This is a genomic window from Crenobacter sp. CS_VA4 (assembly GCF_055597485.1).
In genome coordinates this window covers 1-26,092 of the sequence record NZ_JBVMAE010000025.1, presented here as the reverse complement: position 1 = coordinate 26,092, position 26,092 = coordinate 1, and the positions used below count along the sequence as shown (strand labels likewise).

At 61.3% G+C, this 26,092-nt stretch carries 27 protein-coding genes and 1 pseudogene; 18 read left to right on the top strand and 10 right to left on the bottom strand.

Annotation, left to right across the window (positions count from 1 at the left end; genetic code table 11):
* Positions 1 to 6: 6 nt before the first annotated feature.
* Genes ACZ2IA_RS18220 through rpoE form a run of 6 tightly spaced genes read right to left on the bottom strand, consistent with a single transcriptional unit; the run spans position 7 to position 4,147 of the window.
* Complete coding sequence (locus tag ACZ2IA_RS18220) at positions 7 to 246, bottom strand: glutaredoxin family protein (RefSeq protein WP_470294015.1); 240 nt, start codon at positions 244 to 246, stop codon at positions 7 to 9.
* Positions 243 to 1,664: a DegQ family serine endoprotease gene (locus ACZ2IA_RS18215; protein WP_470294014.1), complete on the bottom strand. Its 1,422-nt coding sequence runs from the start codon at positions 1,662 to 1,664 to the stop codon at positions 243 to 245. The genes ACZ2IA_RS18220 and ACZ2IA_RS18215 overlap by 4 nt, the downstream gene beginning before the upstream one ends.
* A complete protein-coding gene (locus ACZ2IA_RS18210; RefSeq protein ID WP_470294013.1) occupies positions 1,646 to 2,113 on the bottom strand; it encodes a SoxR reducing system RseC family protein in 468 nt (155 codons plus the stop codon). The genes ACZ2IA_RS18215 and ACZ2IA_RS18210 overlap by 19 nt, the downstream gene beginning before the upstream one ends.
* Positions 2,110 to 3,072 (bottom strand): MucB/RseB C-terminal domain-containing protein, encoded by a 963-nt coding sequence (locus ACZ2IA_RS18205; protein ID WP_470294012.1) that lies wholly within the window; start codon positions 3,070 to 3,072, stop codon positions 2,110 to 2,112. The genes ACZ2IA_RS18210 and ACZ2IA_RS18205 overlap by 4 nt, the downstream gene beginning before the upstream one ends.
* Entirely contained in the window at positions 3,072 to 3,545 is a 474-nt protein-coding gene (locus ACZ2IA_RS18200; RefSeq protein WP_470294011.1) for a sigma-E factor negative regulatory protein, read from the bottom strand. Before ACZ2IA_RS18200 ends, ACZ2IA_RS18205 begins: the two co-directional genes overlap by 1 nt.
* Positions 3,546 to 3,547: 2 nt before the next feature.
* A complete protein-coding gene (gene rpoE, locus ACZ2IA_RS18195; RefSeq protein WP_470294041.1) occupies positions 3,548 to 4,147 on the bottom strand; it encodes an RNA polymerase sigma factor RpoE in 600 nt (199 codons plus the stop codon).
* 299 nt (positions 4,148 to 4,446) lie between these two features.
* Between rpoE and prpB the strand changes: the two genes are divergently transcribed.
* The 8 genes from prpB (at position 4,447) to ACZ2IA_RS18155 (ending at position 13,317) form a co-directional block, all read left to right on the top strand.
* On the top strand, positions 4,447 to 5,346 hold the full coding sequence (gene prpB / locus ACZ2IA_RS18190; RefSeq protein ID WP_470294010.1) for a methylisocitrate lyase: 900 nt from the start codon (positions 4,447 to 4,449) through the stop codon (positions 5,344 to 5,346).
* Between the two features lie 110 nt (positions 5,347 to 5,456).
* A complete protein-coding gene (prpC, locus tag ACZ2IA_RS18185) occupies positions 5,457 to 6,605 on the top strand; it encodes a bifunctional 2-methylcitrate synthase/citrate synthase (RefSeq protein ID WP_470294009.1) in 1,149 nt (382 codons plus the stop codon).
* A 7-nt stretch (positions 6,606 to 6,612) separates the two neighbouring features.
* Complete coding sequence (locus ACZ2IA_RS18180) at positions 6,613 to 7,173, top strand: putative glycolipid-binding domain-containing protein (protein WP_470294008.1); 561 nt, start codon at positions 6,613 to 6,615, stop codon at positions 7,171 to 7,173.
* 52 nt (positions 7,174 to 7,225) lie between these two features.
* Complete coding sequence (locus ACZ2IA_RS18175; RefSeq protein ID WP_470294007.1) at positions 7,226 to 8,677, top strand: bifunctional 2-methylcitrate dehydratase/aconitate hydratase; 1,452 nt, start codon at positions 7,226 to 7,228, stop codon at positions 8,675 to 8,677.
* Positions 8,678 to 8,750: 73 nt separating this feature from the next.
* Positions 8,751 to 9,935 carry an acetyl-CoA C-acyltransferase family protein gene (locus tag ACZ2IA_RS18170; RefSeq protein WP_470294006.1) on the top strand — a complete coding sequence of 395 codons (1,185 nt, stop codon included), beginning with the start codon at positions 8,751 to 8,753 and terminating at the stop codon, positions 9,933 to 9,935.
* 564 nt (positions 9,936 to 10,499) lie between these two features.
* Positions 10,500 to 11,462 carry an endo alpha-1,4 polygalactosaminidase gene (locus ACZ2IA_RS18165; RefSeq protein WP_495849310.1) on the top strand — a complete coding sequence of 321 codons (963 nt, stop codon included), beginning with the start codon at positions 10,500 to 10,502 and terminating at the stop codon, positions 11,460 to 11,462.
* A 529-nt stretch (positions 11,463 to 11,991) separates the two neighbouring features.
* Positions 11,992 to 12,624, top strand: a complete 633-nt coding sequence (locus ACZ2IA_RS18160; RefSeq protein WP_470294004.1) for a hypothetical protein — start codon at positions 11,992 to 11,994, stop codon at positions 12,622 to 12,624.
* Positions 12,625 to 12,921: 297 nt separating this feature from the next.
* A complete protein-coding gene (locus tag ACZ2IA_RS18155) occupies positions 12,922 to 13,317 on the top strand; it encodes a tautomerase family protein (RefSeq protein ID WP_470294003.1) in 396 nt (131 codons plus the stop codon).
* Positions 13,318 to 13,406: 89 nt separating this feature from the next.
* Here ACZ2IA_RS18155 and ACZ2IA_RS18150 read toward each other — a convergent pair whose 3' ends face one another.
* Complete coding sequence (locus ACZ2IA_RS18150; RefSeq protein ID WP_470294002.1) at positions 13,407 to 13,907, bottom strand: DMT family transporter; 501 nt, start codon at positions 13,905 to 13,907, stop codon at positions 13,407 to 13,409.
* Positions 13,908 to 14,110: 203 nt separating this feature from the next.
* Between ACZ2IA_RS18150 and ACZ2IA_RS18145 the strand changes: the two are divergent.
* From ACZ2IA_RS18145 to ACZ2IA_RS18100, 10 genes and pseudogenes are all read left to right on the top strand, one after another.
* Positions 14,111 to 14,530: pseudogene (locus tag ACZ2IA_RS18145) on the top strand (LysR family transcriptional regulator); the annotation flags it as partial.
* Between the two features lie 10 nt (positions 14,531 to 14,540).
* A complete protein-coding gene (locus ACZ2IA_RS18140; RefSeq protein WP_470294001.1) occupies positions 14,541 to 15,011 on the top strand; it encodes a LysR substrate-binding domain-containing protein in 471 nt (156 codons plus the stop codon).
* 409 nt (positions 15,012 to 15,420) lie between these two features.
* The gene (locus ACZ2IA_RS18135; protein WP_470294000.1) at positions 15,421 to 15,819 is read left to right on the top strand and encodes a hypothetical protein; all 399 of its coding nucleotides are present in this window, start codon (positions 15,421 to 15,423) and stop codon (positions 15,817 to 15,819) included.
* An 86-nt stretch (positions 15,820 to 15,905) separates the two neighbouring features.
* Positions 15,906 to 16,406: a hypothetical protein gene (locus tag ACZ2IA_RS18130; protein ID WP_470293999.1), complete on the top strand. Its 501-nt coding sequence runs from the start codon at positions 15,906 to 15,908 to the stop codon at positions 16,404 to 16,406.
* Between the two features lie 106 nt (positions 16,407 to 16,512).
* Positions 16,513 to 16,908, top strand: a complete 396-nt coding sequence (locus ACZ2IA_RS18125; protein ID WP_470293998.1) for a tautomerase family protein — start codon at positions 16,513 to 16,515, stop codon at positions 16,906 to 16,908.
* Positions 16,909 to 17,065: 157 nt separating this feature from the next.
* On the top strand, positions 17,066 to 17,569 hold the full coding sequence (locus ACZ2IA_RS18120; RefSeq protein WP_470293997.1) for a cupin domain-containing protein: 504 nt from the start codon (positions 17,066 to 17,068) through the stop codon (positions 17,567 to 17,569).
* Positions 17,570 to 17,746: 177 nt separating this feature from the next.
* Positions 17,747 to 18,340 (top strand): YdeI/OmpD-associated family protein, encoded by a 594-nt coding sequence (locus tag ACZ2IA_RS18115; RefSeq protein ID WP_470293996.1) that lies wholly within the window; start codon positions 17,747 to 17,749, stop codon positions 18,338 to 18,340.
* A gap of 27 nt (positions 18,341 to 18,367) precedes the next feature.
* Positions 18,368 to 18,787 carry a styrene oxide isomerase gene (locus tag ACZ2IA_RS18110; protein WP_470293995.1) on the top strand — a complete coding sequence of 140 codons (420 nt, stop codon included), beginning with the start codon at positions 18,368 to 18,370 and terminating at the stop codon, positions 18,785 to 18,787.
* A 57-nt stretch (positions 18,788 to 18,844) separates the two neighbouring features.
* Positions 18,845 to 19,327: a DUF3291 domain-containing protein gene (locus ACZ2IA_RS18105; protein ID WP_470293994.1), complete on the top strand. Its 483-nt coding sequence runs from the start codon at positions 18,845 to 18,847 to the stop codon at positions 19,325 to 19,327.
* A gap of 38 nt (positions 19,328 to 19,365) precedes the next feature.
* Complete coding sequence (locus ACZ2IA_RS18100) at positions 19,366 to 20,256, top strand: patatin-like phospholipase family protein (protein ID WP_470293993.1); 891 nt, start codon at positions 19,366 to 19,368, stop codon at positions 20,254 to 20,256.
* A gap of 298 nt (positions 20,257 to 20,554) precedes the next feature.
* On the opposite strand, the gene ACZ2IA_RS18095 is transcribed toward ACZ2IA_RS18100, so the two are convergent.
* The 3 genes from ACZ2IA_RS18095 to ACZ2IA_RS18085 form a co-directional block, all read right to left on the bottom strand.
* A complete protein-coding gene (locus ACZ2IA_RS18095) occupies positions 20,555 to 20,995 on the bottom strand; it encodes an ATP-grasp domain-containing protein (RefSeq protein WP_470293992.1) in 441 nt (146 codons plus the stop codon).
* An 89-nt stretch (positions 20,996 to 21,084) separates the two neighbouring features.
* Positions 21,085 to 21,414, bottom strand: a complete 330-nt coding sequence (locus tag ACZ2IA_RS18090; RefSeq protein ID WP_470293991.1) for a hypothetical protein — start codon at positions 21,412 to 21,414, stop codon at positions 21,085 to 21,087.
* A 303-nt stretch (positions 21,415 to 21,717) separates the two neighbouring features.
* The gene (locus ACZ2IA_RS18085) at positions 21,718 to 26,040 is read right to left on the bottom strand and encodes a hypothetical protein (RefSeq protein WP_470293990.1); all 4,323 of its coding nucleotides are present in this window, start codon (positions 26,038 to 26,040) and stop codon (positions 21,718 to 21,720) included.
* Positions 26,041 to 26,092: the final 52 nt, after the last annotated feature.

The window sequence follows — 26,092 nt, the reverse complement described above, 5'->3', positions numbered from 1 at the left end:
GGAATTTTAACGGATTTCGTCAAGATGTGCAGCCAAGCTGTCGGTGTTCAGGTGCCAGTGGCAGATTTCGGTCTCGCCATCCATCAGTACCGGCACCAGTTCGTTGAAGCGTTCCTCCAGCACCGGGTCGCTATCGACGTCGATCACGTCCAGCGCAAAACCGAACCGCGCCTGCCACGGCGCGAGTTCGGCCAACATGTGATGGCACAGGCTACAGTACTCGCGAAAGTACAGGGTCAGCGTCACTGGCTCTCCCCGACCGGCAGCGCCACGAACAGCGCGCCACCCTCACGCATGATCTGCAACGCGACCGAACTGCCCTTCTTGGCGTTGTTGATCGCGCTGAACAGCTGCTTGGCGTTGGTCAGCTGCTCGCCGCCGACGCCGACGATCACATCGCCTGGCTGGATGCCGGCGCGCTGCGCCGCCGGGTTGGCACGCTGCACCAACAGGCCGAACGGCACGCCGAGGCGTCGCTGCAGCTGCGCGTTCAGTTCGCTGACCACCAGGCCGACCTGGCTCATCGTCTGCTCGGCCGGCTCAGCCGCCTTGGGCTGGTTGGTTTCGCGCGCGGCCAGCTTCGGATCGCCGTCCTTCAGTTCTTCGGCCACGACGACGACGCTGCGGCTGGCGCGGTTGCGCCACACGTCCAGCATCACCGGCTTGCCCGGGGCGATGCCGCCGATCGCGCGTTGCAGGTCGGCGCCGGACAGGATGGGCTGGCCGTCGACCTTCAGCAGGATGTCGCCCGGTTTCAGGCCGGCCTTGTCGGCCGGGGCACCTTTTTCGACATTGGTCACCAGCGCGCCGTTCGCCTGCGCCAGGCCGAACGAGGCAGCTAGCGCCTTGTTGACCTCCTGGGTGGTCACGCCGATGCGGCCGCGGCTGACCTTGCCCTTGCTCTTGAGCTGGTCGGCCACGTTCATCGCCACGTCGATCGGAATCGCGAACGAGATGCCCATGAAACCGCCCGAACGGCTATAGATCTGCGAATTGATGCCGACCACCTGACCGTTCAGGTTGAACAGCGGTCCGCCCGAGTTGCCCGGGTTGACCGCGGCGTCGGTCTGGATGAATGGCACGTAGCTCTCATCCGGCAGGCTGCGGCCCTTGGCCGAGACGATGCCGGCGGTCACCGAGTTGTCGAAGCCGAACGGCGAGCCGATCGCCACCACCCACTCGCCCACCTTCAGGGTGCTGGCGTCACCGAGTCTCACCACCGGCAGGTTGCCGTCGTTGATCTTCAACAGCGCCACGTCGGTGCGCGCATCCGAGCCGATCAGCTTGGCCTTGTACTCCCGCTTGTCGGTCAGCGTGACGGTAATCTCGTCGGCCTTGGCGACCACGTGCGAGTTGGTCAGCACATAGCCGTCCTTGGAGATGATGAAGCCCGAGCCGAGCGACATCGCCTGGAACTCGCGCTGCTGGCGCGGCGCGTAACGGCGGAAGAACTCGAAGAACGGGTCGCCGGCCAGTTCATCGGGCACCTCGGCCACTGACTCCTTGACCGTCTGCTTGGTGCTGATGTTGACGACGGCACGGCCTTCGTCCTGCACCAGCTGGGTAAAATCGGGAAGGCTAGCGACCGCAGCGACGGCCACCTGTGGGCCGAGCGCCACGGTGGATGCCAGAACGGCGGTTACGATCAGCTTCTTGATCGGCATGGTCTCTCCGGGGTTAAGGCAAGGACATCGATTCGTTCGGTGATGACGGGTTGAAACAGCGAACGTTGACCGAAGCCGCGCGAGGCGCGCCGCACCGCGAGCAGCGCGGCGGCAAAACCAGCCAGGCCGGCGAGCACCGATACGGTCTCGCCAGCCAGCGCGCCGAGGGCGGCGCCGGCGAACAGGCCGGCCAGCGGCACAAGATACATCAAGAGCGCGCTGCCCAGCATGCCCCGCTCGGGAATGGACACGGTCACCCAGTCGCCGACCGCGGCGTCGAGCGGGTTGCGGACCTCAAAAGACCGGTCACCGGTGCTGAACATCCGGGCGATCGACAGCGAGCGGCAGCCGTGCACCGGGTCGCACTGCCCGCACGGGGTGTGTGGGCGCGGCTCGACCCAGACGTGGCCGCGTTCGACCCGCACCACCCGCGCCTGGGTTTCGATCATTTCAGGCTGACCCTGATCGAGCGCAGCAGGCTGACCAGGCTTTGCTCCGGCATGTCGCCGACCAGGGTCAGCTGCAGATTGTCGACGTTATGCGAAGCGATCGACAGCGCCCCCTGCACCACGCCTGCGCGGTCGGGACGCGGGTCGCCTGCCTGCGGCTCGACGAACAGCGACAGCATCACCAGCCCGTCCGTATACATCAGGTGACGGGCCTTGTCGCCGCTAGGCATGGTGCGTTCGACCGCGCGCAGCAGCCTGAAGCCCGTCGGCAGGCCGGCAACGTCGACCGACGTCGCGATCTGCGGCGCCGACGCGGCCGGCGGCTGGACGCCGACGTGCTGGGTGTAGCTGAGCTTGTAGCGGGGCTTGAACAAGGACCTGTCCTTCGGTGCCGTCTGATCGACGTCCGTGAAGGTGTACTGCTCGGCCACTTCGGTGCTGCGCGGCGGCAGCAGCACCGTCTTCAGCGGCAGGCCGGTGACGGTGTCGAGACAGAAACGCTGGCTGTAGCGCAGCCCGTCGTTCGGCTTGAGTAGGTACCAGTCGCAATCGTGACGCGCCACCCGGTCGCTACCCAGGCGCTTGATTGAATACGATGCCGCCAGGCTATCGACATCGTCCGTCAGCATCGCCGGGAACAGACGCCGCGCGCTGACCCGGGCTGCAGCCAGCGAGCGGGCATCCGGCGCGAAATAGGTGACCTCGTTGCCTTGGACCACGATTTCGCGCGGCAACCCGTCGAGCGACTCGCGCCGCTCGGTCAGTTGGTTATCGATCACGCCACGGTACACCCGGAAGGTCTCCAGCGCGCCGCTCATCTGGTGCAGATAGGTTCCGCTGAGCGGCTGTTGGTGGCCGGCCTGCGCGGCCTTGCGCAGCGGCTGCCAGTCGTCGCCGGCATGCGCGACCAGGGCGACGCCGAGCAACACGCCGCCCGTGATACAGCTGAAGCGATGCATCAGTGGCGACCTCCGCTACCCAGGGCAACGCGCATCACGTTAGGGTCGGAAGACATTTCCTGATGGGCCATCAGATAGGGATCGTCGCGCTCCGGCGTCACCTGCTGCACTTCCGGCGTGTTGGCGGCGACCAGCACAGCATGCGGCGCCCCCGCACTGCCCAACTGCTGCCATGCCACCACCGCGGCGAAAGTGACACTGGCGGCCAGCGCGGCGGCGCCGAGCTGGCGCGTGCGGATTTGGCCGAACCAGCGACGCGGTGCCAGAACGGTTGGCTCGTCGGCCAACCGTTCTGCCACCTGTTGGCGGACACTTACCGACAGGATCGTGTTGGCGCGCATCGCGTCCCCGATCAGGTGATAACTGTCCCATACCTCTTTCAGCGACTCGTCGCTACCGAGTGCTGTGACGACCTTGGCGGCCTCATGTCCGTCGAGTTCGCCATCCATCAAAGCGGATACCGATTCCTTCATACCTACCACCTTCTGTTTTTCGCTGTGTCCAGCAACGGCCTGAGTTCTGCAGCAATGGCTTCTCGTGCGCGAAAAATCCGCGATCGAACGGTGCCGATCGGGCAGTTCATCACGCTGGCTATCTCTTCGTAACTTAAGCCGTCCATTTCCCGCAGGGTAATGGCAGTACGCAACTCCTCCGGCAACGCTTCGACTGCCGCGTTGACGGTTTGCAGGATCTGCTTGTTCATCAGCTCGGATTCGGGCGTGTTCAGGTCGGGCACCTGCGACGTCATGTCGTAGGTCTCGCCGTCTTCGTCCATTACCTCGCTGCCCACTACCGGGCGGCGCCCGCTTGCGCTCAGAAAATTCTTGGCGGTGTTAATGCCAATCCTGTACAGCCAGGTATAGAACGCACTTTCACCCCGAAACGACGGCAACGCCCGATAAGCCTTGATAAAGGCTTCCTGGGTGACGTCGTCGATGTCGGCACCGTCCCGGATGAACCGGGACAGTAAACGGCCGAGGCGACGCTGATACTTCGCGACCAGCAGGTCGAAAGCTCGTTTTTCGCCTCGTTGCGCACGCTCCACCAACTGTTGATCGATATCCCGATCACTCATGTCGTTGTAATGCTCCCTGATGCGCCGGCCCTTAATTGTTGTGAGATCACTGGGCAGGCACAGACTAGACCACACGGCGAGTTCCGAGTTCCCCCGCCGTCAGCGCCGGTTCTACGCCAAACCAAGCAGCACGCCATGGCCTGGCGACCAGCGTGCCGCAAGGCCTGACGGCCGGCGACGGATGCCCGAACCTTAGCAGAGCTTCCCCTTGTCGAAAAGAACGCGACTGGGGCTTCCAATTACAACCAAGCGCTTGCTAGAATGACGAGCAATTACTCCAACCCACCACGGAGCATTCGATGATTCACACCACCTCCCCTGGCCAGCGCTTCCGCGCCGCCGTTACCCAGGAACAGCCACTGCAGATCGTCGGCGCGATCAACGCCTATAGCGCGCTGCTCGCCGAGCACAGCGGCTTTCAGGCGCTGTACCTGTCCGGCGGCGGCGTCGCGGCGGCCAGCTGCGGCATTCCGGACCTCGGCATCACCCAGCCCGAAGACGTACTGATCGACATCCGCCGCATCACCGACGTGACCGAGCTGCCGCTCCTCGTCGATATCGACACCGGCTGGGGTGGCGCGTTCAACATCGCCCGCACCGTGCGCGCGGTGGAAAAGGCCGGCGCCGCGGCGGTGCATATCGAGGACCAGGTGCAGGCGAAGCGCTGCGGCCACCGCCCGAACAAGGCGATCGTGTCGCAAGCGGAAATGGTCGACCGCATCAAGGCGGCGGTCGACGCGCGCCGCGACGACAGCTTTGTGATCATGGCGCGCACCGACGCGCTGGCGGTCGAGGGACTGGACGCGGCGATCGAGCGCGCGGTGGCCTGCGTCGAGGCCGGCGCCGACATGATCTTCCCCGAGGCGATGACCGAGCTGTCGATGTACCGGCGCTTCGCCGAGGCGGTGAAGGTACCGATCCTCGCCAACATCACCGAATTCGGTGCAACGCCGTTGTTCACCACCGAACAGCTCGCTTCGGCCAACGTCGGCATGGTGCTGTACCCGCTGTCGGCGTTCCGCGCGATGAGCCAGGCCGCGCTGAACGTGTACGGCGCGATCCGCCGCGACGGCACCCAGGCCAACGTGCTCGACACCATGCAGACCCGCGCCGAGCTCTACCAGCACCTCGGCTATCACGCCTTCGAGGCCAAGCTCGACGCGCTGTTTGCCAGCGAAACGCCGTCACAACAACGATAACGAAACAAGGTTGGCCGAACCGGTAAGACGCCTTCGGCCGACCTCCCCACTGTGTTTGGCAGTCCGTGTTTTTCTTGATCTACCGACATGATCTACAAGGGAGAAATGGCATGAACGACGTGGCAAGTCCGCTCAAACCGAAAAAGTCCGTAGCGCTGTCCGGCGTGGTCGCCGGCAATACCGCGCTGTGCACCGTCGGGCGCAGCGGTAACGACCTGCACTACCGCGGCTACGACATCCTCGACATTGCCGGCGAGTGTGAATTCGAGGAAATCGCCTACCTGCTGGTGCACGGCCACCTGCCGACCCGCGCCGAACTTTCCGGCTACAAGGCCCGGCTGCAAGGCATGCGTGGCCTGCCGGCGCAGGTGAAGACGGTGCTCGAGACGCTGCCGGCGTCCGCGCACCCGATGGACGTGATGCGCACCGGCGTGTCGGCGCTCGGCTGCGTGCTGCCGGAAAAGGACGAACACCCGGTGGCCGGCGCGCGCGAGATCACCGACCGCCTGTTGGCGAGCCTGGGCTCGATGCTGCTCTACTGGTACCACTACAGCCACTCGGGCAAGCGCATCGACACCGAGACCGACGACGACAGCATCGGCGGCCACCTGCTGCACCTGCTGCACGGCAAGGCGCCGTCGCAGGAGTGGGTGCATGCGATGCACACCTCGCTCAATCTGTACGCCGAGCATGAATTCAACGCCTCGACCTTCGCCGCGCGGGTGATCGCCGGCACCGGTTCGGACGTCTACAGCAGCATCGCCGGCGCGATCGGCGCCTTGCGCGGCCCGAAGCACGGCGGCGCCAACGAGGTCGCGTTCGAGATCCAGCAGCGCTACGAGACCCCGGACGAGGCCGAGCTCGACATCCGCCGCCGCGTCGAGAACAAGGAAGTGATCATCGGCTTCGGCCACCCGGTCTACACCATCGCCGACCCGCGCAACAAGGTGATCAAGGCGGTGGCCGAGCAGCTGTCGCAAAGCGCCGGCGACCTGAAGATGTACCAGATCGCCGAACGGATCGAGGCGGTGATGCACGAGATCAAGGCGATGTTCCCCAACCTCGACTGGTTCAGCGCGGTCAGCTACCACATGATGGGCGTGCCGACCGCGCTGTTCACCCCGCTGTTCGTGATCGCGCGCACCGCCGGCTGGGGCGCGCACGTGATCGAACAGCGCCAGGACGGCAAGATCATCCGCCCTTCGGCCAACTACACCGGTCCGGAAGACCGCGTGTTCGTGCCGCTGGCGCAGCGCTGAGCCACCGATGACGACCACCCGTCATTACCACTGGCTGGCCGATGGCTCCGACGGCAGCGAGCTCGCCGTTGCCGACGTCGGCTCCGGGCGTGGCTGGCGCGGTGCCAGCACGCTGCGTCAGGCAGCGGTCGAGCTCGACTACCAGCTCGACACCGGCCCCGACGGCACGCTGACCCGCGCCGAACTGACGCTGGCCGCACCGTACTCCAAGCGCCTCGTCATCGAGCGCGGCGCCGACGGCGTGTGGCGGATCGGCGGCGAGGCCCGCCCCGAGTTCGCCGCCTGCATCGACATCGACGTGATGGACAGCGGCCTGACCAACACGCTGCCGATCCGTCGCCTCGCGCTATCGCCCGGCGAGTCGGCCGAGCTGTCGGTGCTGTTTCTGCCCCTGCCCTCGCTCGAGCCGTTCATCAGCCGCCAGCGGTACAGCCGTTTGGACGATGGCGACGACGGCCGGCCACGCTACCGTTACCAGAGCCTCGACAGCGACTTCAGCGCGGTCATCACCGCCGACAAACACGGTTTCGTGCTCGATTACCCGGGCGTTCTGCACAGCGCCCCCTGACCCGATTGCCGCGGCGCTAAGCGCCGCTTTTCATCCAAAGGGAAACCCCCAGATGTCCGCTCATATCTCCAACGTTCGCCCCGACCCGGATCAGGTTCTGGTCGACATCGCCAACTACGTCGCCGACTACCGCATCGATTCGGCCGAAGCGTGGAACACCGCTCGCCTCTGCCTGATGGACACGCTCGGCTGCGGCCTGGAAGCGCTGTCCTACCCGGCCTGCACCAAGCTGATGGGCCCGATCGTGCCGGGCACCGTGGTGCCGAACGGCGCCAAAGTCCCGGGCACCCAGTTCCAGCTCGACCCTATTCAAGCAGCCTTCAACATCGGCGCGATGATCCGCTGGCTCGACTTCAACGACACCTGGCTCGCCGCCGAATGGGGCCACCCATCCGACAACCTGGGCGGCATCCTCGCCACCGCCGACTGGGTCTCGCGCGAACGCGTCGCCCGCGGCGAGGCGCCGCTGACGATGCGCGACGTACTCGAGGCGATGATCAAGGCACACGAAATCCAGGGCTGCATCGCCATCGAGAACTCATTCAACAAGGTCGGCCTCGACCACGTGGTGCTGGTCAAGGTCGCGTCCGCCGCGGTGTGCGCCAAGCTGATGGGCGCCAATAAGGAAGAAATCGTCAACGCGGTCAGCCAGGCCTTCGTGGACGGCCAGAGCCTGCGCACCTACCGCCACGCCCCGAACACCGGCTCGCGCAAGAGCTGGGCGGCCGGCGACGCCACCAGCCGCGCGGTACGCCTGGCGTTGTTTTCGATGAAGGGTGAAATGGGCATCCCCGGCGTACTGTCCGCGCCCACCTGGGGCTTCTACGACGTGCTCTTCAAAGGCAAGCCGTTCGCGTTCCAGCGCCCGTACGGCAGCTATGTGATGGAAAAGGTGCTGTTCAAGATCTCGTTCCCGGCCGAATTCCACAGCCAGACCGCGGTCGAGTGCGCGATGACGCTGCACCAGCAGCTCGCCCAAGCCGGCAAGAGCGCCGCCGACATCAAGAAGATCACCATCCGTACCCACGAGGCGTGCATCCGCATCATCGACAAGAAGGGCCCGCTCGCCAACCCGGCCGACCGTGACCACTGCATCCAGTACATGGTCGCCGTGCCGCTCCTGTTCGGCCGACTCACCGCCAGCGACTACGAAGACCAGATCGCCGTCGACCCGCGCATCGACGCGCTGCGCGACAAGATCGTCTGCGTCGAGGATACCGCTTTCACCCGCGACTACCACAACCCGGAAAAGCGCAGCATCGCCAACGCGCTGACCGTGGAGCTGCTCGACGGCACCGTGCTGCCCGAGATGGTGTGCGAATACCCGATCGGCCACCAGCGCCGCCGCAAGGACGGCATCCCGCTGCTCGAAGCCAAGTTCAAGACCAACCTGGCGCGCCGCTTCCCGACCAAGCAGCAGGCGGCGATCTTCGCGCTGTGCGACGACCAAGCGACGCTGCTCGCCACGCCGGTGAATGCGTTCACCGACCTGTGGGTGATCTGAACGGTCACCGCCCTTTTCAGCCCGGAGCCGCCTTGCGCTTCCGGGCTGTTTTCACTTTGTTTAAAGGTCTGCCATGACTCCAAAAGACATCTTCGTCGTCGGCGCTGCCCGCACCGCCATCGGCACCTTCGGCGGCTCGCTCAAGGACGTCGCCCCGGTTGAACTCGGCACCACCGTGATCCGCGCCGCGCTCGAACGCTCCGGCGTCGACCCGGCCGCCGTCGGCCACGTGGTGATGGGCAATGTGATCCCGACCGAAACTCGGGACGCGTACCTGTCGCGCGTGGCGGCGATGGACGCCGGCATCCCGAAGGAAACGCCGGCGTTCAACGTCAACCGTCTGTGCGGCTCCGGCCTGCAGGCCATCCTGCTCGCGGCGCAGAGCATCCTCGTCGGCGATGCCGACATCGCCGTCGGCGGCGGTGCCGAATCGATGAGCCGCGGCCCCTACCTGATGCCGGGTGCGCGCTGGGGCACGCGCATGGGCAACGCGCAGATGGTCGACTATATGCTCGGCATCCTGCACGACCCGTGGCAGCAGATCCACATGGGCGTCACCGCCGAGAACGTGGCGGCACGCTACGGCATCACCCGCGAGATGCAGGACCAGCTCGCGCTGGAAAGCCAGCGCCGTGCCGCGCGGGCGATCGCCGAAGGGCGCTTCAAGGAGCAGATCGTCCCGGTCGAGATCGCCACCCGCAAGGGCACGGTGGTGTTCGACACCGACGAGCACGTACGCGCCGACGCCACGCTGGAGCAACTGGCCAAGATGAAGCCGGCGTTCCAGAAAGACGGCACGGTCACTGCCGGCAATGCCTCCGGCCTCAACGACGGCGCCGCCGCCGTGGTGCTGGCCGACGGCGCACGCGTGCAGGCACTCGGCCTCAAGCCGCTGGCACGGCTGGTGGCATGGGGACACGCCGGGGTCGAACCGGACCACATGGGCATCGGTCCGGTGCCGGCCAGCCGCATCGCACTGGAACGCGCGGGGCTGACCGTCGCCGACCTCGACGTGATCGAAGCGAACGAGGCGTTCGCCGCCCAGGCCTGCGCCGTGACCAAGGAACTCGGCTTCGACCCGGCCAAGGTCAACCCGAACGGCTCCGGCATCTCGCTCGGCCACCCGGTCGGCGCCACCGGCGCCATCATCGCGGTCAAGGCGCTGCACGAGCTGCAGCGCATCGGCGGCCGCTACGCGCTGGTGACCATGTGCATCGGGGGCGGCCAGGGCATCGCGGCGGTGTTCGAGCGGGTGTGATCTGCTGCTGTCTGGCTATCGGTGGCTTGGGCGGCAAGGCTCAAGCTGCCGGTAGCGGGCCGGATGGGGGGTCTCTGTCATGCCCTCTTCGGCCAACCTTCTTCGATGGGGTGCACTGCTCATCCCTTGTCTTGCGGCTCGAAGCCAATTTCAAGACCAGCTGACCCGCTATTCCCCCTAAGGCTCTGAACAGGGGCTCACTGCCCTGCCCGCCTAACGGTTCAGCCAACCTTGCGTGAAGATTGGCCGAACGCCCGACGACCGCATCACCTGCACAGGGTGCACGGTTTTTCATGATGGCGTCACGTGACGTCTTTACGATATTCTTTTTGCATATAAAGAGCACATAGCCATACTCAAAAGGCTTTGCCTGATCCGTGACAAAACAAATTGCATTGCTTAGGGCGTGTAATTTTAATCAGACCCGATTACTTAGAGCCGCTAAACAAAGCCCAGCGCAGCGATCCCAGCTAGGCGCTCTGCCGCAGACAGTACAAGTAATACGGCAAGGCAGAGCAACACCGCTGGGAGGGTTTTGTTAGCGGCTCTTAACGGGACTAAGCGATGTGTTCGAGCCGGCAGGCGGAATATCACCATGGGTGTGCAATGCAGGGGGACTCTATGAGAAAAATATTTGGTGGACGTTGGTGCGGCGCCAGTATCGTCGTGCTCATGATGGCGGGTTGTGGAGGGGGCGGCCAAAGTGATATAACCGGCCCCCCTTCGAACCCACCCCCGAGCGTAACGACTATGGCCCCACCGCCTTCGACCAGCTCGTGGAAGGCTTTGACGCCGGGTACCAGCTGGCAATGGCAGATAGACGGAGCCGCCATTAACCAAACCGTTTTGGATACGGTCAATAATCCTAAGAAGATGTACGACATCGATATGGAGCGCACGGATGCGGCTACGATCTCCCAACTCCAGGCCAAAGGTATCTCCGTTGTCTGTTACATAGAAACAGGGGCATGGGAGAGCTACCGTTCCGATGCCGGCAGCTATCCGCCGAGCGTGCTTGGCAAGACCGTGAACGGCTATCCCAACGAAAGATGGGTAGACATCCGCCAGATCGACGTATTGAAGCCCATCCTCGCCGCGCGCCTTGACAGAGCAAAGGCGAAAGGCTGTGAAGGCATTGAACCGGATCTGGATGATTCATACACGCAAGACACCGGTTTCCCTTTAACCGAGCAAGATCAAATCAATTTCAATACGGCAATGATCACCGAGGCGCACGCGCGGGGCATGTCAATGGGATTGAAGAACGGCCCCCGTATCGCGGCACGGATGGCAACGGTCGCTGATTGGGCGCTTAACGAACAGTGCAATTATTACAGCGAATGTGGTGGCTATGTCAGCTTTATCCAGGCCGGCAAAGCCGTCTTCAACGTGGAGTTTTCCAGCCCCGACGGCATGACCCTCGATAAGTTCTGTCCTGCCGACAACACGAGAAACTTCGATGGCCTGCTCAAGTTTTCCAGCCAGACGCTGGCCGCATTACCCCGAGCCGCATGTCGATTCGAATGATATAGTGCCACAACCCATCTATCCTGACCGGCCAACCTTCTGGTGACGATGTGCATCGACGGCGGCCAGGGGGTCGCGGCGGTGTTTGAGCGGGTGTGATCACCTGCCTGCTGTCGGGCTATCGGTGGCTTGGGCTGCAACGCTAAAGCTGCCGAAGCTCGCTGGATGGAGGGAGCCATCGTGCCTCAGCCCATCCCTTATTCGGCCAACCTTCCTCGACGGGTTGCGCTGCACTCCCCACACCTTAGTTGCTCGCCCCCCCGGTGCCTGCGTTTACCAATCTGTGGGTGGTCCGATCGGGGACTGACCAACCTGCCAGTTTGATGGTTCGGCCAACCTTGCAGCAGAGATTGGCCGAACGAGTGATGACAATCGCGCTATCTGGATTGGGGCGCGGTTTTTTTTCATGATGGCCTCACGTTATGCTTTTGCGCTATTCTTATTGAATATAAGAAACGCGAAGCCTAGTCAGTAATTCAATCAATTACGTCGTTTAAGATGTCTGATTCTAGTTGGGGGACTTATCCTTATGGCCGATAGCACAAGTCTCAAGATTCAAAGGGCCTTGGAACACGTCAACGAGTTAAGCGCACTGCTCCAGAAAAAGCGCCCGTTCGTCTATGCTCTCGAAACAAATACAAAGACAGGGCAGCGCGCCACCTTCGCAAAAAAGAACGAAGCCGTCATAAACGAAGCTGCTGTCATTTGCGGTGACGCTGTTCATAACATTCGATCTGCTCTTGATCACGTTTACTGGGAGATCGTCTCACCTTTCACAACTACCGAATGGGAGAGGCGAACGCTGCAATTTCCGTTCAGTGAAACCGAAGCAGGGCTTGAAAAAATCATAAAGAAGCGATTAGCTGACCGAGTTTCCCCTTCTTTTTTTCAAGCTCTTCTCGATTTGAAGCCACATGGCGAGCCTGGGGGCAATGAATTTCTCTATCTCATCCACGAGTTGGACATCATCGATAAGCACAAGCTCTTGATCCCAACCGGAAACTACACAAGACTTTCCATTGAAACCCTTATCAAAGAGGTTCCAGATTTTCCTAGAGGAATAACTAATTGTGGTTTCGGCCAAAACCACAGAGACGTGGTCTGGAGCCCCCCCCCCCCCCCCGATGAACCGGGCTCAACGTCGAGCAGCGAAGATTCCTGACTCCGGAATACTGGAACAAGAGCTTAATGTCTCTGTAGATATAGTTTTCTCTGTCGCTGGCGCCATCAACTTTCATCCTGTGATTCCAACGCTCCACAGGCTTATTGATGTTGCCAAGGCTACTGTTCTCACTATTAGAAATGCGTGAGCAAGTAGGAGGGGTGGAGGCACACAGTGCCGAAACCCATCAACCCTGCTCGGCCAACCTTCCTCGATGGGTTACGCTTCGCTTCACCCATCCTACCTTGTAGCACCGTGCATTTATATTTTATTCACGATTGAAGACAGGAGAGGATCATGCCAAGCGTCCTGATCGAAGTAAGAAGACAATATTCCGCCGAGCAAGAAGTCGCACTAATGGAAGCCGTTCACATGGCGCTGAGGGAAGCGTTCAAGATATTGCCCGGCGACAAGAACGTTCGGCTGCTCGTCCATGAGCCGCATCGCTTCGCCTGCCCTCCGGCTAGGGAAAAGCCCGAGCTCTACACGCATATCAGCATCGATGCTTTTTCCGGTCGTTCGCTGGAGGCCAAAAGGAACTTATACAAAGCCATTGTCGACAATCTGGAGCCGTTCGGTATTCCCAGGGATCACGTAAAGATACTTTTGCGTGAAATCACACAGGAAAATTGGGGCATACGCGGCGGACAGGCGGGCTGCGATGTCGAGTTGGGCTTCCAGGTGGAAATCTAGAGCATGCCCAGCTAAAGGGTGATGAGACTGCGGGGTCGATGCGGTGTCACCTGCTAGGCCCGCACAAAGTAATTGTCACCAAGACAAACTCACCGCCCCCGCACCACCGCTCTCCCCAACTCCGTGCCAGCAGCCGGCGCATTCTGCATCACCACCACCCCGGCGACGATCAAGAGCGCACCGATCAGCCGGGCGGTGGTGATCGGCCGGCTCGCGAAGCCGACCAGCGCGTAGTGGTCGAGCAGCAGCGACGCCACCATCTGTCCGGCCACCACCGCGGCGATGAAGTTGCTGACCCCGAGCTTCGGCGCCAGGATCAGCGCGCTGCTGATGTAGAGCACGCCGAGCACCCCGCCGATCCACCACCACAGCGGCCCCTTGGCGGCCAGTGCCAGTTGTGGCGCCGGCACGCGCTGCGCCAGCATCACCGGCAGGATGGCCAGCACGCTGACGCCGAGCGAGATCAGCGTGGCCCATAACGGATGGCCCAGGGCCCGGCCGAGCGCAGCATTGGCGCCGGCCTGGACCGGCACCACCGCCCCGGCGGCGAAGGCGATTAACAAGCCCAACAAGCTGGCTAGCGGCGACATGGCAAGACTCCTTTTATCGCCGCTAACAAACTCCTCCCAGCGTTGTTGCTCTGCCTTACCGTACTAACGGTACTGTCTGCGGCAGAGCGCCTAGCTGGGATCGCTACGCTGGATTTTTTTAGCGGCTATTAATCAACGTCTCCAGCTTGCTATAGCGCCAAGCGCATTGCCAATTCAACTTTCGGCTAACTACTATTCGCCATATGAATAATCTGCGCCGAATCGACCTCAACCTGCTGGTGATCCTGGAAGCGCTGTTGGCCGAACGGCATATCTCGCGCGCCGCCGAACGGCTGCACATGAGCCAGCCGGCGGTCAGCCATGCGCTGGGCCGGCTGCGCCACCTGTTCGACGATCCGCTGTTGGTGCGCGGCGCGCAGGGCATGGTGCCGACCGCGCGGGCACTGGCGCTGAGCCGGCCGTTGGCCGAAGCGCTGCGCCAGGTGCACGTGGTGCTCGGCCCCACCGCGTTCGACCCGGCCACCGCCGAGCGCACCTTCCAGCTCGGCATGTCCGACTACGGCGCCGCCGCGGTGCTGCCAAAGTTGGTCCAGACTCTGCGGCGCGAGGCGCCCGGCATTGCACTGCGCGTCAGCCAGCACAGCCGCGAGGCGATGGCTGCACAGGTGGCCGATGGCGAGCTGGACCTGGCGCTCGGGGTGTTTCCGCAGTTGCCGGAGGGGGCGGGTAGCAACGCTGTTCGAGGAACAGTTCGCCTGCGCGCTCGATGCGGCCAGCCTGCCTGCCGGCCAGCCGTTCGACCTGGCCGCTTATCTCGCCCGGCCGCACGCGCTTGTAGCAGTGCGCCCCGACAGCGTCGACGAGATCGACCGGGCGCTGGCCGCCTGCGGGGCACGGCGTCGCATCGCCGTGACCCTGCCACACTGGAGCGTCGCCCCGGCGCTGATCGCCGGCACCGACCTGGTACTGACCGCCGCGCGGCGCTGCCTGACGGCCTCAGCCTCGTCCGGAGATCTGACGATCCTGCCCGTGCCGTTCCCGCTCGCCCCATTCGCCTTCACCCAGATCTGGCACGCTCGCGCGGACAGCGACCCCGGCCATGTCTGGCTACGCACCCAGGTAGCCGCCGCGGCGCAGGGCTGAACAGGCGCTCGATCCGCGCCGCTTTCCGGCCAGGCTGCAGGCAGCGATCTTCGCGCGGTGCGACGACCAGCAGCAGCTGTTCACCGTGCCGGTGAATGCGTTTACCGACCTGTGGGTGATCTGATCGAGGACTGACCGCTGCCCTGCCCGACGCTTCGGCCAACCTTGTTCATAAAGGTTGGCCGAAAGCCCGACAACGAACCGCGCCACCTGCACAGGGGCGCGGTTTTTTATGATGGCGTCAAGCGCCAATTTTGCGTTATTCTTATTGCATAGATAAATATGCGAAGCTAGCTGGGCAAGACCTTGCTTGATCTACGACGTAATATATTGCGTTATTTAGGGCATTTAATTCTAATTAGGCAAGCCAAGTGACGCATATCAATCACCGATTTTAAAGGGAGCATGTATGAGAGATTTTAATAACGGTGGAGACATGAACGTTAATGGCGATTTAGTTATTAACGATGACTCTCAAAACATAGGCAAGCCTCTTGCGCAATGCACGAATGAAGAACTATTTGAAGAACGACCATTTCGTGAAGAAAATCTTAGGTTAGAACGAGCTAGAAAACTGAAGATGGTTAAACCTATCCTGACTGGCGGCATAGTCATGTTCATGATGGCTGCAATTTGGTTCTACATACAAGGCAATATGAATTTGGTTACTTTGACACTGGGAATTGGCTCACTGGTTGTAAGTGCGGCAGCAATCAAGGGGTTCTTAGAACCGAATGAATTTGAAATTCAAGAGCAAAACGCGCTTCGAGAAATACGCCGAATATTAAAAACAAGGCGTGCAGAGTAAATTCTCCCTAACAGTTCAATCAACAGGGACTCGTCACACGAGGTGGCGCATCCGTTATTTCAAGCGTTAGGCCAAAGGAGATCAATATGATCGGCATTTTCGAAGCAAAATCAACCTTTGACTACGTGACCGCATGCACCCCGATGCTGATTTCAGCATTGGTGGCCTGGATTGCATGGCAACAATGGAAAACAAACAAGGAAAAGCTCAGGCTTGATTTGTATGAAAGACGATTTGCCGTATACGAAAGTACTCTTGCGTTCCATCAAGCGCTTATCGGCGGCACTGAATCAATACTGTCTGACGCCTTTTCAGCGGCACAACAGGGCTTCATAAAGTCCTATCGAGAATCACAGTTCCTGTTTAATCAGAATGCCGGCATCTTCCAACTTCTCGGCGAAATTCATTCCCTATCATTTTCTATTATAGGGTTACACAATCATGGAAAAGATATTGCGAGCACTCCCGAAGCCCTATTGGATATGCATCGCAAAACCACTGAAGCATTGGCGTTCCTCGAAAAATCAATAGAGAAGCTTGAACAGGGAATTGCGCCTTACCTTAACTTCCACAAGCTCTTGCCCTAACCACTCCGTCGAACGAACTGTCAACAAGCTGCGCTTGTTGGTTCCCTACGTGCTTCGCGCTACGACGGCCCCTCACATCAAACGTTAGAGGACGAAAGGAAAATTCATGCCAAGCGTTCTGATCGAAGTAAGAAGGCAATATCCACCAGAGCAAGAGGTCGCGCTTATGGAAGCCGTTCACATGGCGTTAAGGGATGCCTTCAAGATACTGCCCGGAGACAAAAACGTCCGCCTCATTGTGCATGAGCCTCATCGTTTTGCTTGCCCACCAGCACGAGAAAACCCCGAGTTTTATACGCACATTAGCATTGACGCGTTTGCGGGACGCTCTCTCAATGTAAAACGTAATTTATACAAGGCCATTGTCGCCAATTTAGAGCCATTCGGCATTCCAAAAGACCATGTGAAAATTCTCTTGCGCGAAATTTCAAAGGAAAACTGGGGTATTCGTGGAGGCCAGGCAGGCTGTGATGTTGAATTAGGATTCAAAGTGGACGTGTAATACAAGTAGGATGGATGGAGGCACAAGTTCCGCAACCCATCAATCCTGCTCGGCCAACCATTCCTCAATGGGTTCGCTTCGCTTCACCCACCCTGCCTTGCTTAACTCCGGCGTTAGATGCCACACCGCGACCATTATATTAAAATGAGATCAGAAGATGACTAAAAATGCAGAGGAATTGGCAAAAACCCTTATTCGTAACTTTAACGACGCGCCGGCGGAGCGTGAGTTACGTGAACCCTTGTATGACACCGTTTGTGCGCGCCTTGCGTCCGGAACAGCAGCGCGCAAGCTAGGTGCGAGTATCGATACTGTTGCTTCCGGCAAGCGTTCCTGTCCTTACCATTTTCACCACGCGCAGGAAGAAATGTTCGTCATACTGGAAGGTGTCGGAACGCTCAGGGTTGCCGACGAGATGCTGCCGCTTCGGGCGGGCGATATTGCCTTCATTCCGCCGGGACCGGACTATCCGCACCAAATCATTAATACATCGGATGCGCCCTTGAAATATCTTTCAATAAGCACTCGCGATCAGCCAGAGATTGTTGAGTATCCAGACTCGGGCAAGTATTTCGCAACAGCCTCGCTGGGGGACGGGACGCGCTTCGTTGCGCTTCAGAGATCAGGCAATAACCTAGATTATTGGGATTCTGAGCCGTGACTGGCATCCACGCTAGCACGCAAGATGGGGGAGGCATATAGTACCTCACCCCATCACCCCTGTTCGGCCAACCTTTCCCCGATGGGTCGCGTTTCGCTTCACCCATCCTACTTTGCTAGGTAGGCAGCTTATTGGCATGGTTGATTGAGTGCTATGACTGAAAGGAGAGTAGGCCAAGTGAAAGCAGCAGAAAAATCCGATAAGGATTTACCAGTGATTCTGTTCCAGAGTCAAAAGGCATGGGACACTTGGCTAGTCGAGCACTCCGGCTCATCGGTTGGCCTATGGTTAAGGTTGGCCAAGAAATCAGCCAACCTTGAATCCATTTCCTATCAGGAAGCTATTGAAGTCGCACTATGCCACGGGTGGATTGACGGCCAGAAGAAAAGCTTCGATGAAGAATCCTGGTTACAGAAATTTACACCGCGTGGACCACAAAGTATCTGGTCCAAGATCAATAGGACGAAAGCCCTAGCACTCATCGAGCAAGGGCGAATGCAACCACCCGGCCTCGCAGCGATCAAGCAAGCTAAGGAGAATGGGCGCTGGGATGCCGCCTATGACTCACACAGTACGGTAGTACCACCCAGCGATTTTCAGGCAGCACTAGAACAAAGCCCCAAGGCCAAGGCCTTCTTTGCGACGTTGAATAGCCAAAACAGGTACGCCATTCTGTTCAGAATACAAACTGCCAAGAAAGCGGATACCCGCCAAAAACGAATCACTCAATTCATTATCATGCTTGAGAAGCATGAAAAATTGTATCCATAGCCATCGTGCATTAACCATTAGGCAGTCATGGAACCAGTCGCCAAACACCTCGCATTCCACGCTTCAATCGTCCTGCTGTTTGGCCTGCTTTGCGGCGCGCCTTACGCCCGCTCGATCAAGCAGCAACACCCTGATCACATTATCCATTCGTGGCGTGTGGCGCACGCCAGCCTGCCGATCGGTTCCATCTTGATGATCGCGCTCTCGGCCATCATCCCGCATTTCGCCGTGGAGCCTAGCGTGAAATGGGCCTTGGCCATTTCGCTGGTTGTTTCGGGCTACGCTTTTTGTTTCGCATTGCCGCTGGGAGCCGTTCTGGGTCATCGCGGGCTGTCGTCGCGCGATCCGATCGGCGCCAAGCTGGTTTATCTTGGCAATATCACCGGGGCGTTGTTTTCCCTCGTCGCGGCCATCGTCTTTGTTTACGCAAGCTATGTGTCGCTCTGAGTCTGCTTGACACTTAGCCCTCTGAAACGGTAGTAAAACTTAATCAAGGAAGTACAAATGACGAATAGATTTCACTTGGCACAAGTCAACATCGCCAGAGCCAAGGCACCTCTTGACCACCCAATAATGAAAGGTTTTGTTGATCAACTGGAGCATATCAATGCTCTGGCCGACCAAAGCCCCGGCTTCGTATGGCGTTTGCAAACAGAAGAAGGTGACGCGACGGCGATAAAGATGTTCGACGATGAACTCATCATCGTCAACATGTCCGTATGGGATTCGTTCGAATCCCTCAAGCAGTATGTTTACGCCGGCGACCATGTAAAGGTGGTGAAGGACAAGAAAAACTGGTTCGAGAAACTGGACACCCCATCACTGGCCTTATGGTGGGTACCGACAGGTCATATCCCGACTGTCGAGTCGGCTAAAGAAGCGCTTGAAAAACTGCAAGAAAAAGGCCCGTCACCCGAAGCCTTCACCTTCGCCAAGCCCTATCCAGCACCCAATCAACCTGCAACAACGAGTACCCAATTCGCCTAATACATTCAGCCGACCCATTATCCAAGCCATTCTTCACCATGAACCAAGTTGCACAAATCCATCGCCTGAACCTGTCCGAGATTGAAACGCTGGCCTTCGCCGGCGGCGGCAATCGTTGTTGGTGGCAGGCCGGTGCCGTCGCCCACTTGTTTGAGTTGGGTTGGCGGCTGCCGTCGCAACTGGTCGCCACCAGTGCTGGCGCAGGGGTCGCCACCTCGTGCCTGACCGATGGGCCGCGCGCGGCGCTGGAAGCTTGCCTGCGCCTCTACGCCAGCAATACGCGCCTGTTCGACTGGAAGGGGTTGGCACAGCTCAAGCTGAAGTTCGCCCACCAGCACATCTACCCGGCCTGGATTGCAGCCTTCCTCAATGCGGCCAACTTCGAGTCGCTGCGCCAATCGACCTCGCAGCTTCAGATCGCCATTACCCGCCCAGCGAGAGCACTCGGCCTGGCGGGCTCGATCGCGGCCGGCACCCTGGCCTATATCGTGGACAAACAGTTGTGGCACAGCATCCACCCGCGCCTGCCGCGCTTTCTGGGGCTGCGCCAGGATTTCCGCACGCTGCAGCACTGCTCGACGCTGGAAGACGCGCAAACCCTGTTGGCCGCCGCCGCAGCTGCACCGCCATTCATGCCGGCGCGCCGGGTGGATGGCATCCCGGCCATCGACGGCGGCTACACCGACAATGCCCCGATCCACGCCCAAACAGCCGCGGAAAAGTCCAAGACCCTCGTCCTGCTGACCCGTCACTATCCGAAGTTGCCACCGCTGTTCCGCTGGCGCGAGCGCCATTATTGGCAGCCGAGCGCGCGGGTACCGGTCTCGACCTGGGACTGCACGGCACGCACCACGGTGCGGGAGGCGTTTGCGCTCGGCGAGCTCGATGCCATCCTGGCGCTAGATGGCGGTCAGCTAAGTATTGGATAACCGTTGCCCTACCCAGCCCGGAAAAGCCTGCCGACGTACGGAAGCACCTCGTCGAAGCGCTTCAACGGGGGAACACCGAGGCAGATTGGGGCGACATCGAAAGTCGATTCGGCCAACCTTGGCAAAGATCGTCCGTCTAGCGGGCGCCGCGATTACCCCATCAGCAACAGCACGATCAGCAACCACATGATCCGGGATGACCAAGCAACGCAATTGGCTATCATCAGCGGGGCTCCCAAGGCCTTGCACTGGCCTTTTGTCAAAGTTATCTGGCAGGCGGTTTCGGTATCGTCGAATGCTAGCGGGCTAACCCGATCACCATCGGGCCACGCCCGGTCAGTTCATGTCGACGCCGTACAGGCCGTTCCCGATCGAGCGGCACGGCGCGGCAGTTGCCGAACTGGGCGCGGCCGTCTACATCGCGCTTGGCCGCCTGCCAGTGCCCTTTCGACATGAAGTACTGGCAGGCAAAGATCGGCCGCTGGTTGAGCACCCCGATGCGCCAATCAAACTCGGTATAGGTGTATTCCTGCACCAGAATCAATGACGACTGTTTCAACAGCCTCTGCGCGGTGCACTGGAATTCGATGCGGTCGTTCACCACGTATCTGCTGCACCGCGGTGCGGGGACCGGGACCTCGTTCGAGAATTCGACCGGCAGCGGATGGTCGTTGTGTCCGGCCAAGAGAGTGTTGAGCGCGGCATCCCGGTCGTTCATGTCGAGGCTGTAGATCGCCAATGCAGGCGATCTATGCCATATGGCGCTTGCCAACCCGCTGGCGATAGCTTCCGGGCACGGGAGCCCTTCGGCCTGTCCCCGGCAACGCCTCACGTCGCCCCCCCGAGCGATACTTCCTCGTCGGCATCCAATAACACGGCCCCCAGCCAAAGCCGGAGGCCCTTCTCAGCCGAGCTTATCCCCGGCGACAAGGCGCCGCGGATGATCTTCACCAGCGCGTCCTGAATCACCGGGTCCGAGCCGAGGCTGCGGTGCACGTAGTCGCCCGACAGCGTCGCCTTGTACCAGCGCAGGCAGACGTCCTGCTGCATCGGGCTCAATTGCAAGCCCCATTCCGGCACGGTGCCGTCGCCTTTACACGTCTCGTAGTGCTTCACCTCCCACACCAGGCTGATGTATTGCTCTGGGAGCCTTACCACACCCTCACCCTTAAGGTGAGCTGGAATGGTTTTCGTCTCAAAGCGAGGCCCAGGCAGTTCAGCACATCACGATTCATCCCGGCGAAGTGGATCAGGCGAGGCGGTGCCGTGCTGTTGATCTCCGCCTGGAAAGCGCGCGCATTGTCCCCTGCCGTTCCTCGGCGTGCCATCTCAAGTGCAGTTCCGGCTGTTCGGGATGGAGAACCCGCCGATCGTGAAGGGTCGTGAGCTCGGCGCCTGGCTGCCGGACGGAACTCCCAACTGCGGCGCTGGAGGAGCCTGCGCCGCGGCGTTGCACTAGCACTAGCCCGCCTCCGGATGGAGGTGACGACAATAGTTCAGGGCGCTGCGGGCCAAATCCATTTCTTCCATCGCTTTGTCCACCTTGAGTTGCATCAAGAGCGTCTGGTCTTGGACCTTCTTCGCCTCCGCACGCAAGTCCTCTAACTTGGACTGGGCGTCCAGTGCGCTGGTCTCGAGATTGTAGAGGCTGTGAAGGTTACCCAAGGTGTCGAAGATGGCGCCGTAATTGTTCTCGACCTCTTTGCGAATCTTCTCATAGGCTTGGGCATAGTTTCCGGTCCCGGCCCTCACGACGATCTTCCCGTCGGGTAAGATCATGGCACTGAGCGAGTCGTCCGCCCTTAAGCCCGCTTTCAGATACTTCTGCATCTGACGCATCGTCAGGAATTGCTTGGCGGCTTCGAGCACGCTCTTCTTGGTCCGGTCCGTATTGGCTTTCCAAAACAAGTCCGTCCATTCAATGTGCTGGTCCTCCAGGTGCCTGACCAGGTCTTTGAACGCTTCCTTGCCGAGGGCTTTCAAGGCCGCCTCGATCGACTTCGCAGCGATCTTCTGGAGCATCGTTTGGCCAATCTTGTCTGCGGCCTTGACTCCCAGCTCCTTGGCCATTGCAGATTCCCAGAGAAGCACCGCGTCGGTCACCCCGGACAAATAAGCCGTCTCGTCAGCGTGGATGAATTGCCAGTCGAGCACCTCCTGCAGATGCCTCAGGTTCTGCAACTGGTCACTCAGCGCCCGCGCGCTTATCGACGCGAGCTGCATCCTTAGCTGCTCGTCGGCGCATGGCCCGCTCGGCGGCCCGGTCCTGACGTCGGGTCTAATCCCGATCTTGATCGTGCGCGGCTCACAAGACACGTCACCTGCTGTAAACACGGCTTTTACGGTGCAGCCCTGACCTTTGAGGTAGTCGGTGTCCGGGGCGTGGTAGGCCTTCCAATGGTCATACTCACAGTAGGTGGTGCTTCGCTTTCCGGTCTGGAAACGCACACGGCCTTGGTCGTCGACGCCCGAAGATTCAGCGGCGTAGATCCGGTAGGGGGTGCACTGCGAGTCCCACTGACGAAGCTTGGGATCGGCAGGTGGTTCGTAGCTGAACTCGAAGAACCAGAATTTGGAGAAGAAGGCGGGATCAGGGTTCTTGAGGTCGCGCAGGATGTCGCGGCCAGGGACGGGCTGATTAGAGGCCGACATGACGGTTGCACGGATCCACGCCTGCCAGGCTTTTTCGGGCACCTCATCGGGAATGGGCAATGCATCGGGTTCGGGCTGCTCGACCTCAATTCGCGACGGGTAAAGCGCGGGCGTGACCCACCCCGAGGTCGCCACCGATGGCAGGTGCTCCCGACAGGATCGGTAATGATCGCTGGCCATCCAAGCGAACGCGCCCAGGGACTCCTGGATGTAGCCCAGCCCTGTCGGCCGAACGGAGAACTTGACCGGGACGCCGCCGTCCTCGCCCAACGTCTTGATCGCCTCGTCAGCCAGGTGGAATTTGCAGCGGAGCTTGAGAGCCTGCTGTGTCAAGGAAGGCGGGGCATCGAAGGCGTGGGGGGCCTTTCCCGGCACGACCTTGTCGTAGCCCAGCCTGTAGTAGCCCAGTAAGTCATAGTACGGATCCAGGGTGGTTTGGTTGTCGATGGTCGTAATCTCTAGGCCGCCGGGGAAGGTGGTATTAAATAGGCCTAGAGTGGGGCTCACGGTGACGATGCACGAGCCGTCGGCATTGCCATCTCGGTCGGCCGATAGGGCCAGCTGCGGCTTGGCACCAACCACGGCCACTGTGGTCGAAAATGGCGTGACCGGAAGGGTGCGCCTCTCCCCAGTCGCGCTTTGCACGATCGCCCCCACTCGGTACGTGATTCGTAGCGTGCCATCCTGATTCGTCCAATCGGCTCGGACTGCGCCCGCCCTATTGGGCCCGAAACTCTGGACTTGCGGGGTGCTCGCCGCGCCCAACCACTGTCCACCGTCCACCTGCCACGGCATGGCCTCGGGTGTCTCCTGCACGATGGACCAGCCCGGGGGAACAACGACGAGCCGGTAGTCCACGCCGACCAGATCTACCGCGTCTCCCCAAATGTGGATGTCATTGGCTGCGTATTGACGGGCGGTGCGAGGCGATGGATCGAGTTGCCAGTCGATCACGAGTACCGGATCTGGCACGAGAGCTGATCCGGTCACCTGCAGCACACTCGCGCCTTGGCAGTGGTAGAGCTTGCCGTCCAGGCTGACCATGACATCGGCGGGCACCGACAGCGAGAAGCTGTTGGTCAGCCGGAAGATCGCCAGCACCGCGGTCAGCGCCGTGCGCTCGAGCGCGCTGACGCGGCCCAGGTCGGGGATGCTGAGCGGCACCGCGAAGTCGTCGATCGTCGCGCCCAGGCTGCGGGCGTCGACGCCGTAGAGCAGCGGCACGACGGTGATCGCCGCCGTGCTCTTTCCATCGGCCACCACGCTGGCAGGGTTGACCGTGACCCGGCAGCCGGGGTTCGGATAGCGCAGCTTGAACTGGAGGTCGCCGTGGATCTCGATGCCGGGCGCCGGCGCATCGTCGCCGATCACCCGCCCGCTGGCGCGCACGAGCACCGTCACGTCGTCGTGCAGGTCGCTGCCGCCGTCGGGCGCCTGATAGCTGCCGACCCATTCGGTCTTTTTGGTGACGCTGCCCTCACCGTCGACCAGGCTGTACTTCAGATCCTTGGGGAGGAACTGCGTCCGGTCAGCGCCGTCTTCGTAACCCTCCCAGTAGGCTTCCGCGACGACGTCATGGCTCTTGCCGTCGGCGCGCACCTCGTCGACATCCTCGGGGGCTAGCCGGACCTCGATCTTCGGCTGCATCCCCTCGAGTTCCAGCACCGTCTCGGCGTGCAGGTCCAGGCCCCTGCCGCGATAGTTCGCCATGATCTTCTGCGACAGCGACGCCGTGGCAACCAGCAGCGGAACCCGATAGGGCACGGTGGCGCCGCTGCCCTGCAGGGTACCGTAGACACGGCTCCGCCCGTCGACGACGGTCGGTGCGATCTGCCAAGTCGTCTCGGTGGCCGGCTGCGCTTGGCCCCGGATGCGCAGCACCGCCTTCAAGATGATCTGATTGCCACCATTGGCCAAGGCGTAAGCGTCGTCCGGCACGGTCTCGATGCTCAGCTGCGGAGCGAGCGCGAGCACGGTGATCAGCGTCTGCCCGGTCAGCGTGACTTCACCATCGTCGCCGGCGTACTTCGCCCGTACCGTGATGGTGACGTCCTCGTCCTTAGCGCCGTCCAGCAGCGGCGCGACGAAGCTCGTCGCAGTTTCCCCCGCCACCGGAGAGGGGCAGCTGCCCAGCCGCGGCGGATCCACGCTGATCATCAGCGGGGTGAACGCCTGGCCGTTGGCGCGGAACGTGCCGCTGATCGCGAGCGTCGCCGAGTCTTGCGCATCGCCGGTCACCTCGGCCTTGGACGGCGTCACGCAAAGTTCAGGCGCGAGCGACTTGAAGATGACGCTCTTCGCGTCCTGCAGCGGCACCTCGGTCGCGCCGATTTTGTAGGTACCCTTGGCGCTAACCGTGTAGCTCTTGTCCGCGACCACCAGCTTGGGGACCGGCAGCGCGGTGGAGCGGCCCGGCCCCGGTTTAAAGATCCCCGACAACAGGTTCGGCGCGCAGGAGAAGGTGACTTCATAATCGCTGCGAGGTTCGCCGAACACGGTGAGCGTCGTCTGCACGTCGAGCGCGCCCTCGCCGCTGCCGACGCCACCGTCCGACGCAAGCAGCAGGGCGAACTGCGGGTTGGCAGGGCGGACCGTCACGGTGACCGAATCGGACTCGACCGTGACCTGCCCGGTCGACGTCGGCACGGTGGCCTTGCAGCGCACCGCGAACTGCTGCGCATCGCCGGACAGCAGCAGCCGCGCAAACAGCGTGGCCGAGGCGGCGCCGGGCGCCAGCACGGCGGCCGTATCGCCGATGTCGCTCAGCTTCTCGAACTGAAACACCGACTCGGCGGTGGCGTCGCGGCCTTCCGAACTGAGCACCTGCGGTATCAGCACCGCGCTGTCGGCGCCGTCGCCGCGCAGCGAAACCGCCGCCGGGTTGAGCACGACGCGGTAGGTCTCTTCCTTTTGCGGTGGCTGGTCGGACGGGGGCTCTGCCGCGGCGTCGCCCGGCCCCGCGTCGGTCGCTGTGTCGGTACCGTCCGGCGCGGACGGTACGACCGGGGCGCCGAGCGGCGGCACCTCAGCGCCCGCTCCCTGGCCGTCCAGGGTACGGCGCAGCGTGCGGCCGAGCCGATTGCCCAGCGCGCCACCGCCGAGGGCTGCGGCCAGCAACGTGGTCGGCAACACCGTAGCCACCGCCGTGGTCGCCAAGTGGGAAGGCGAGCTCAAGCACGCCGGA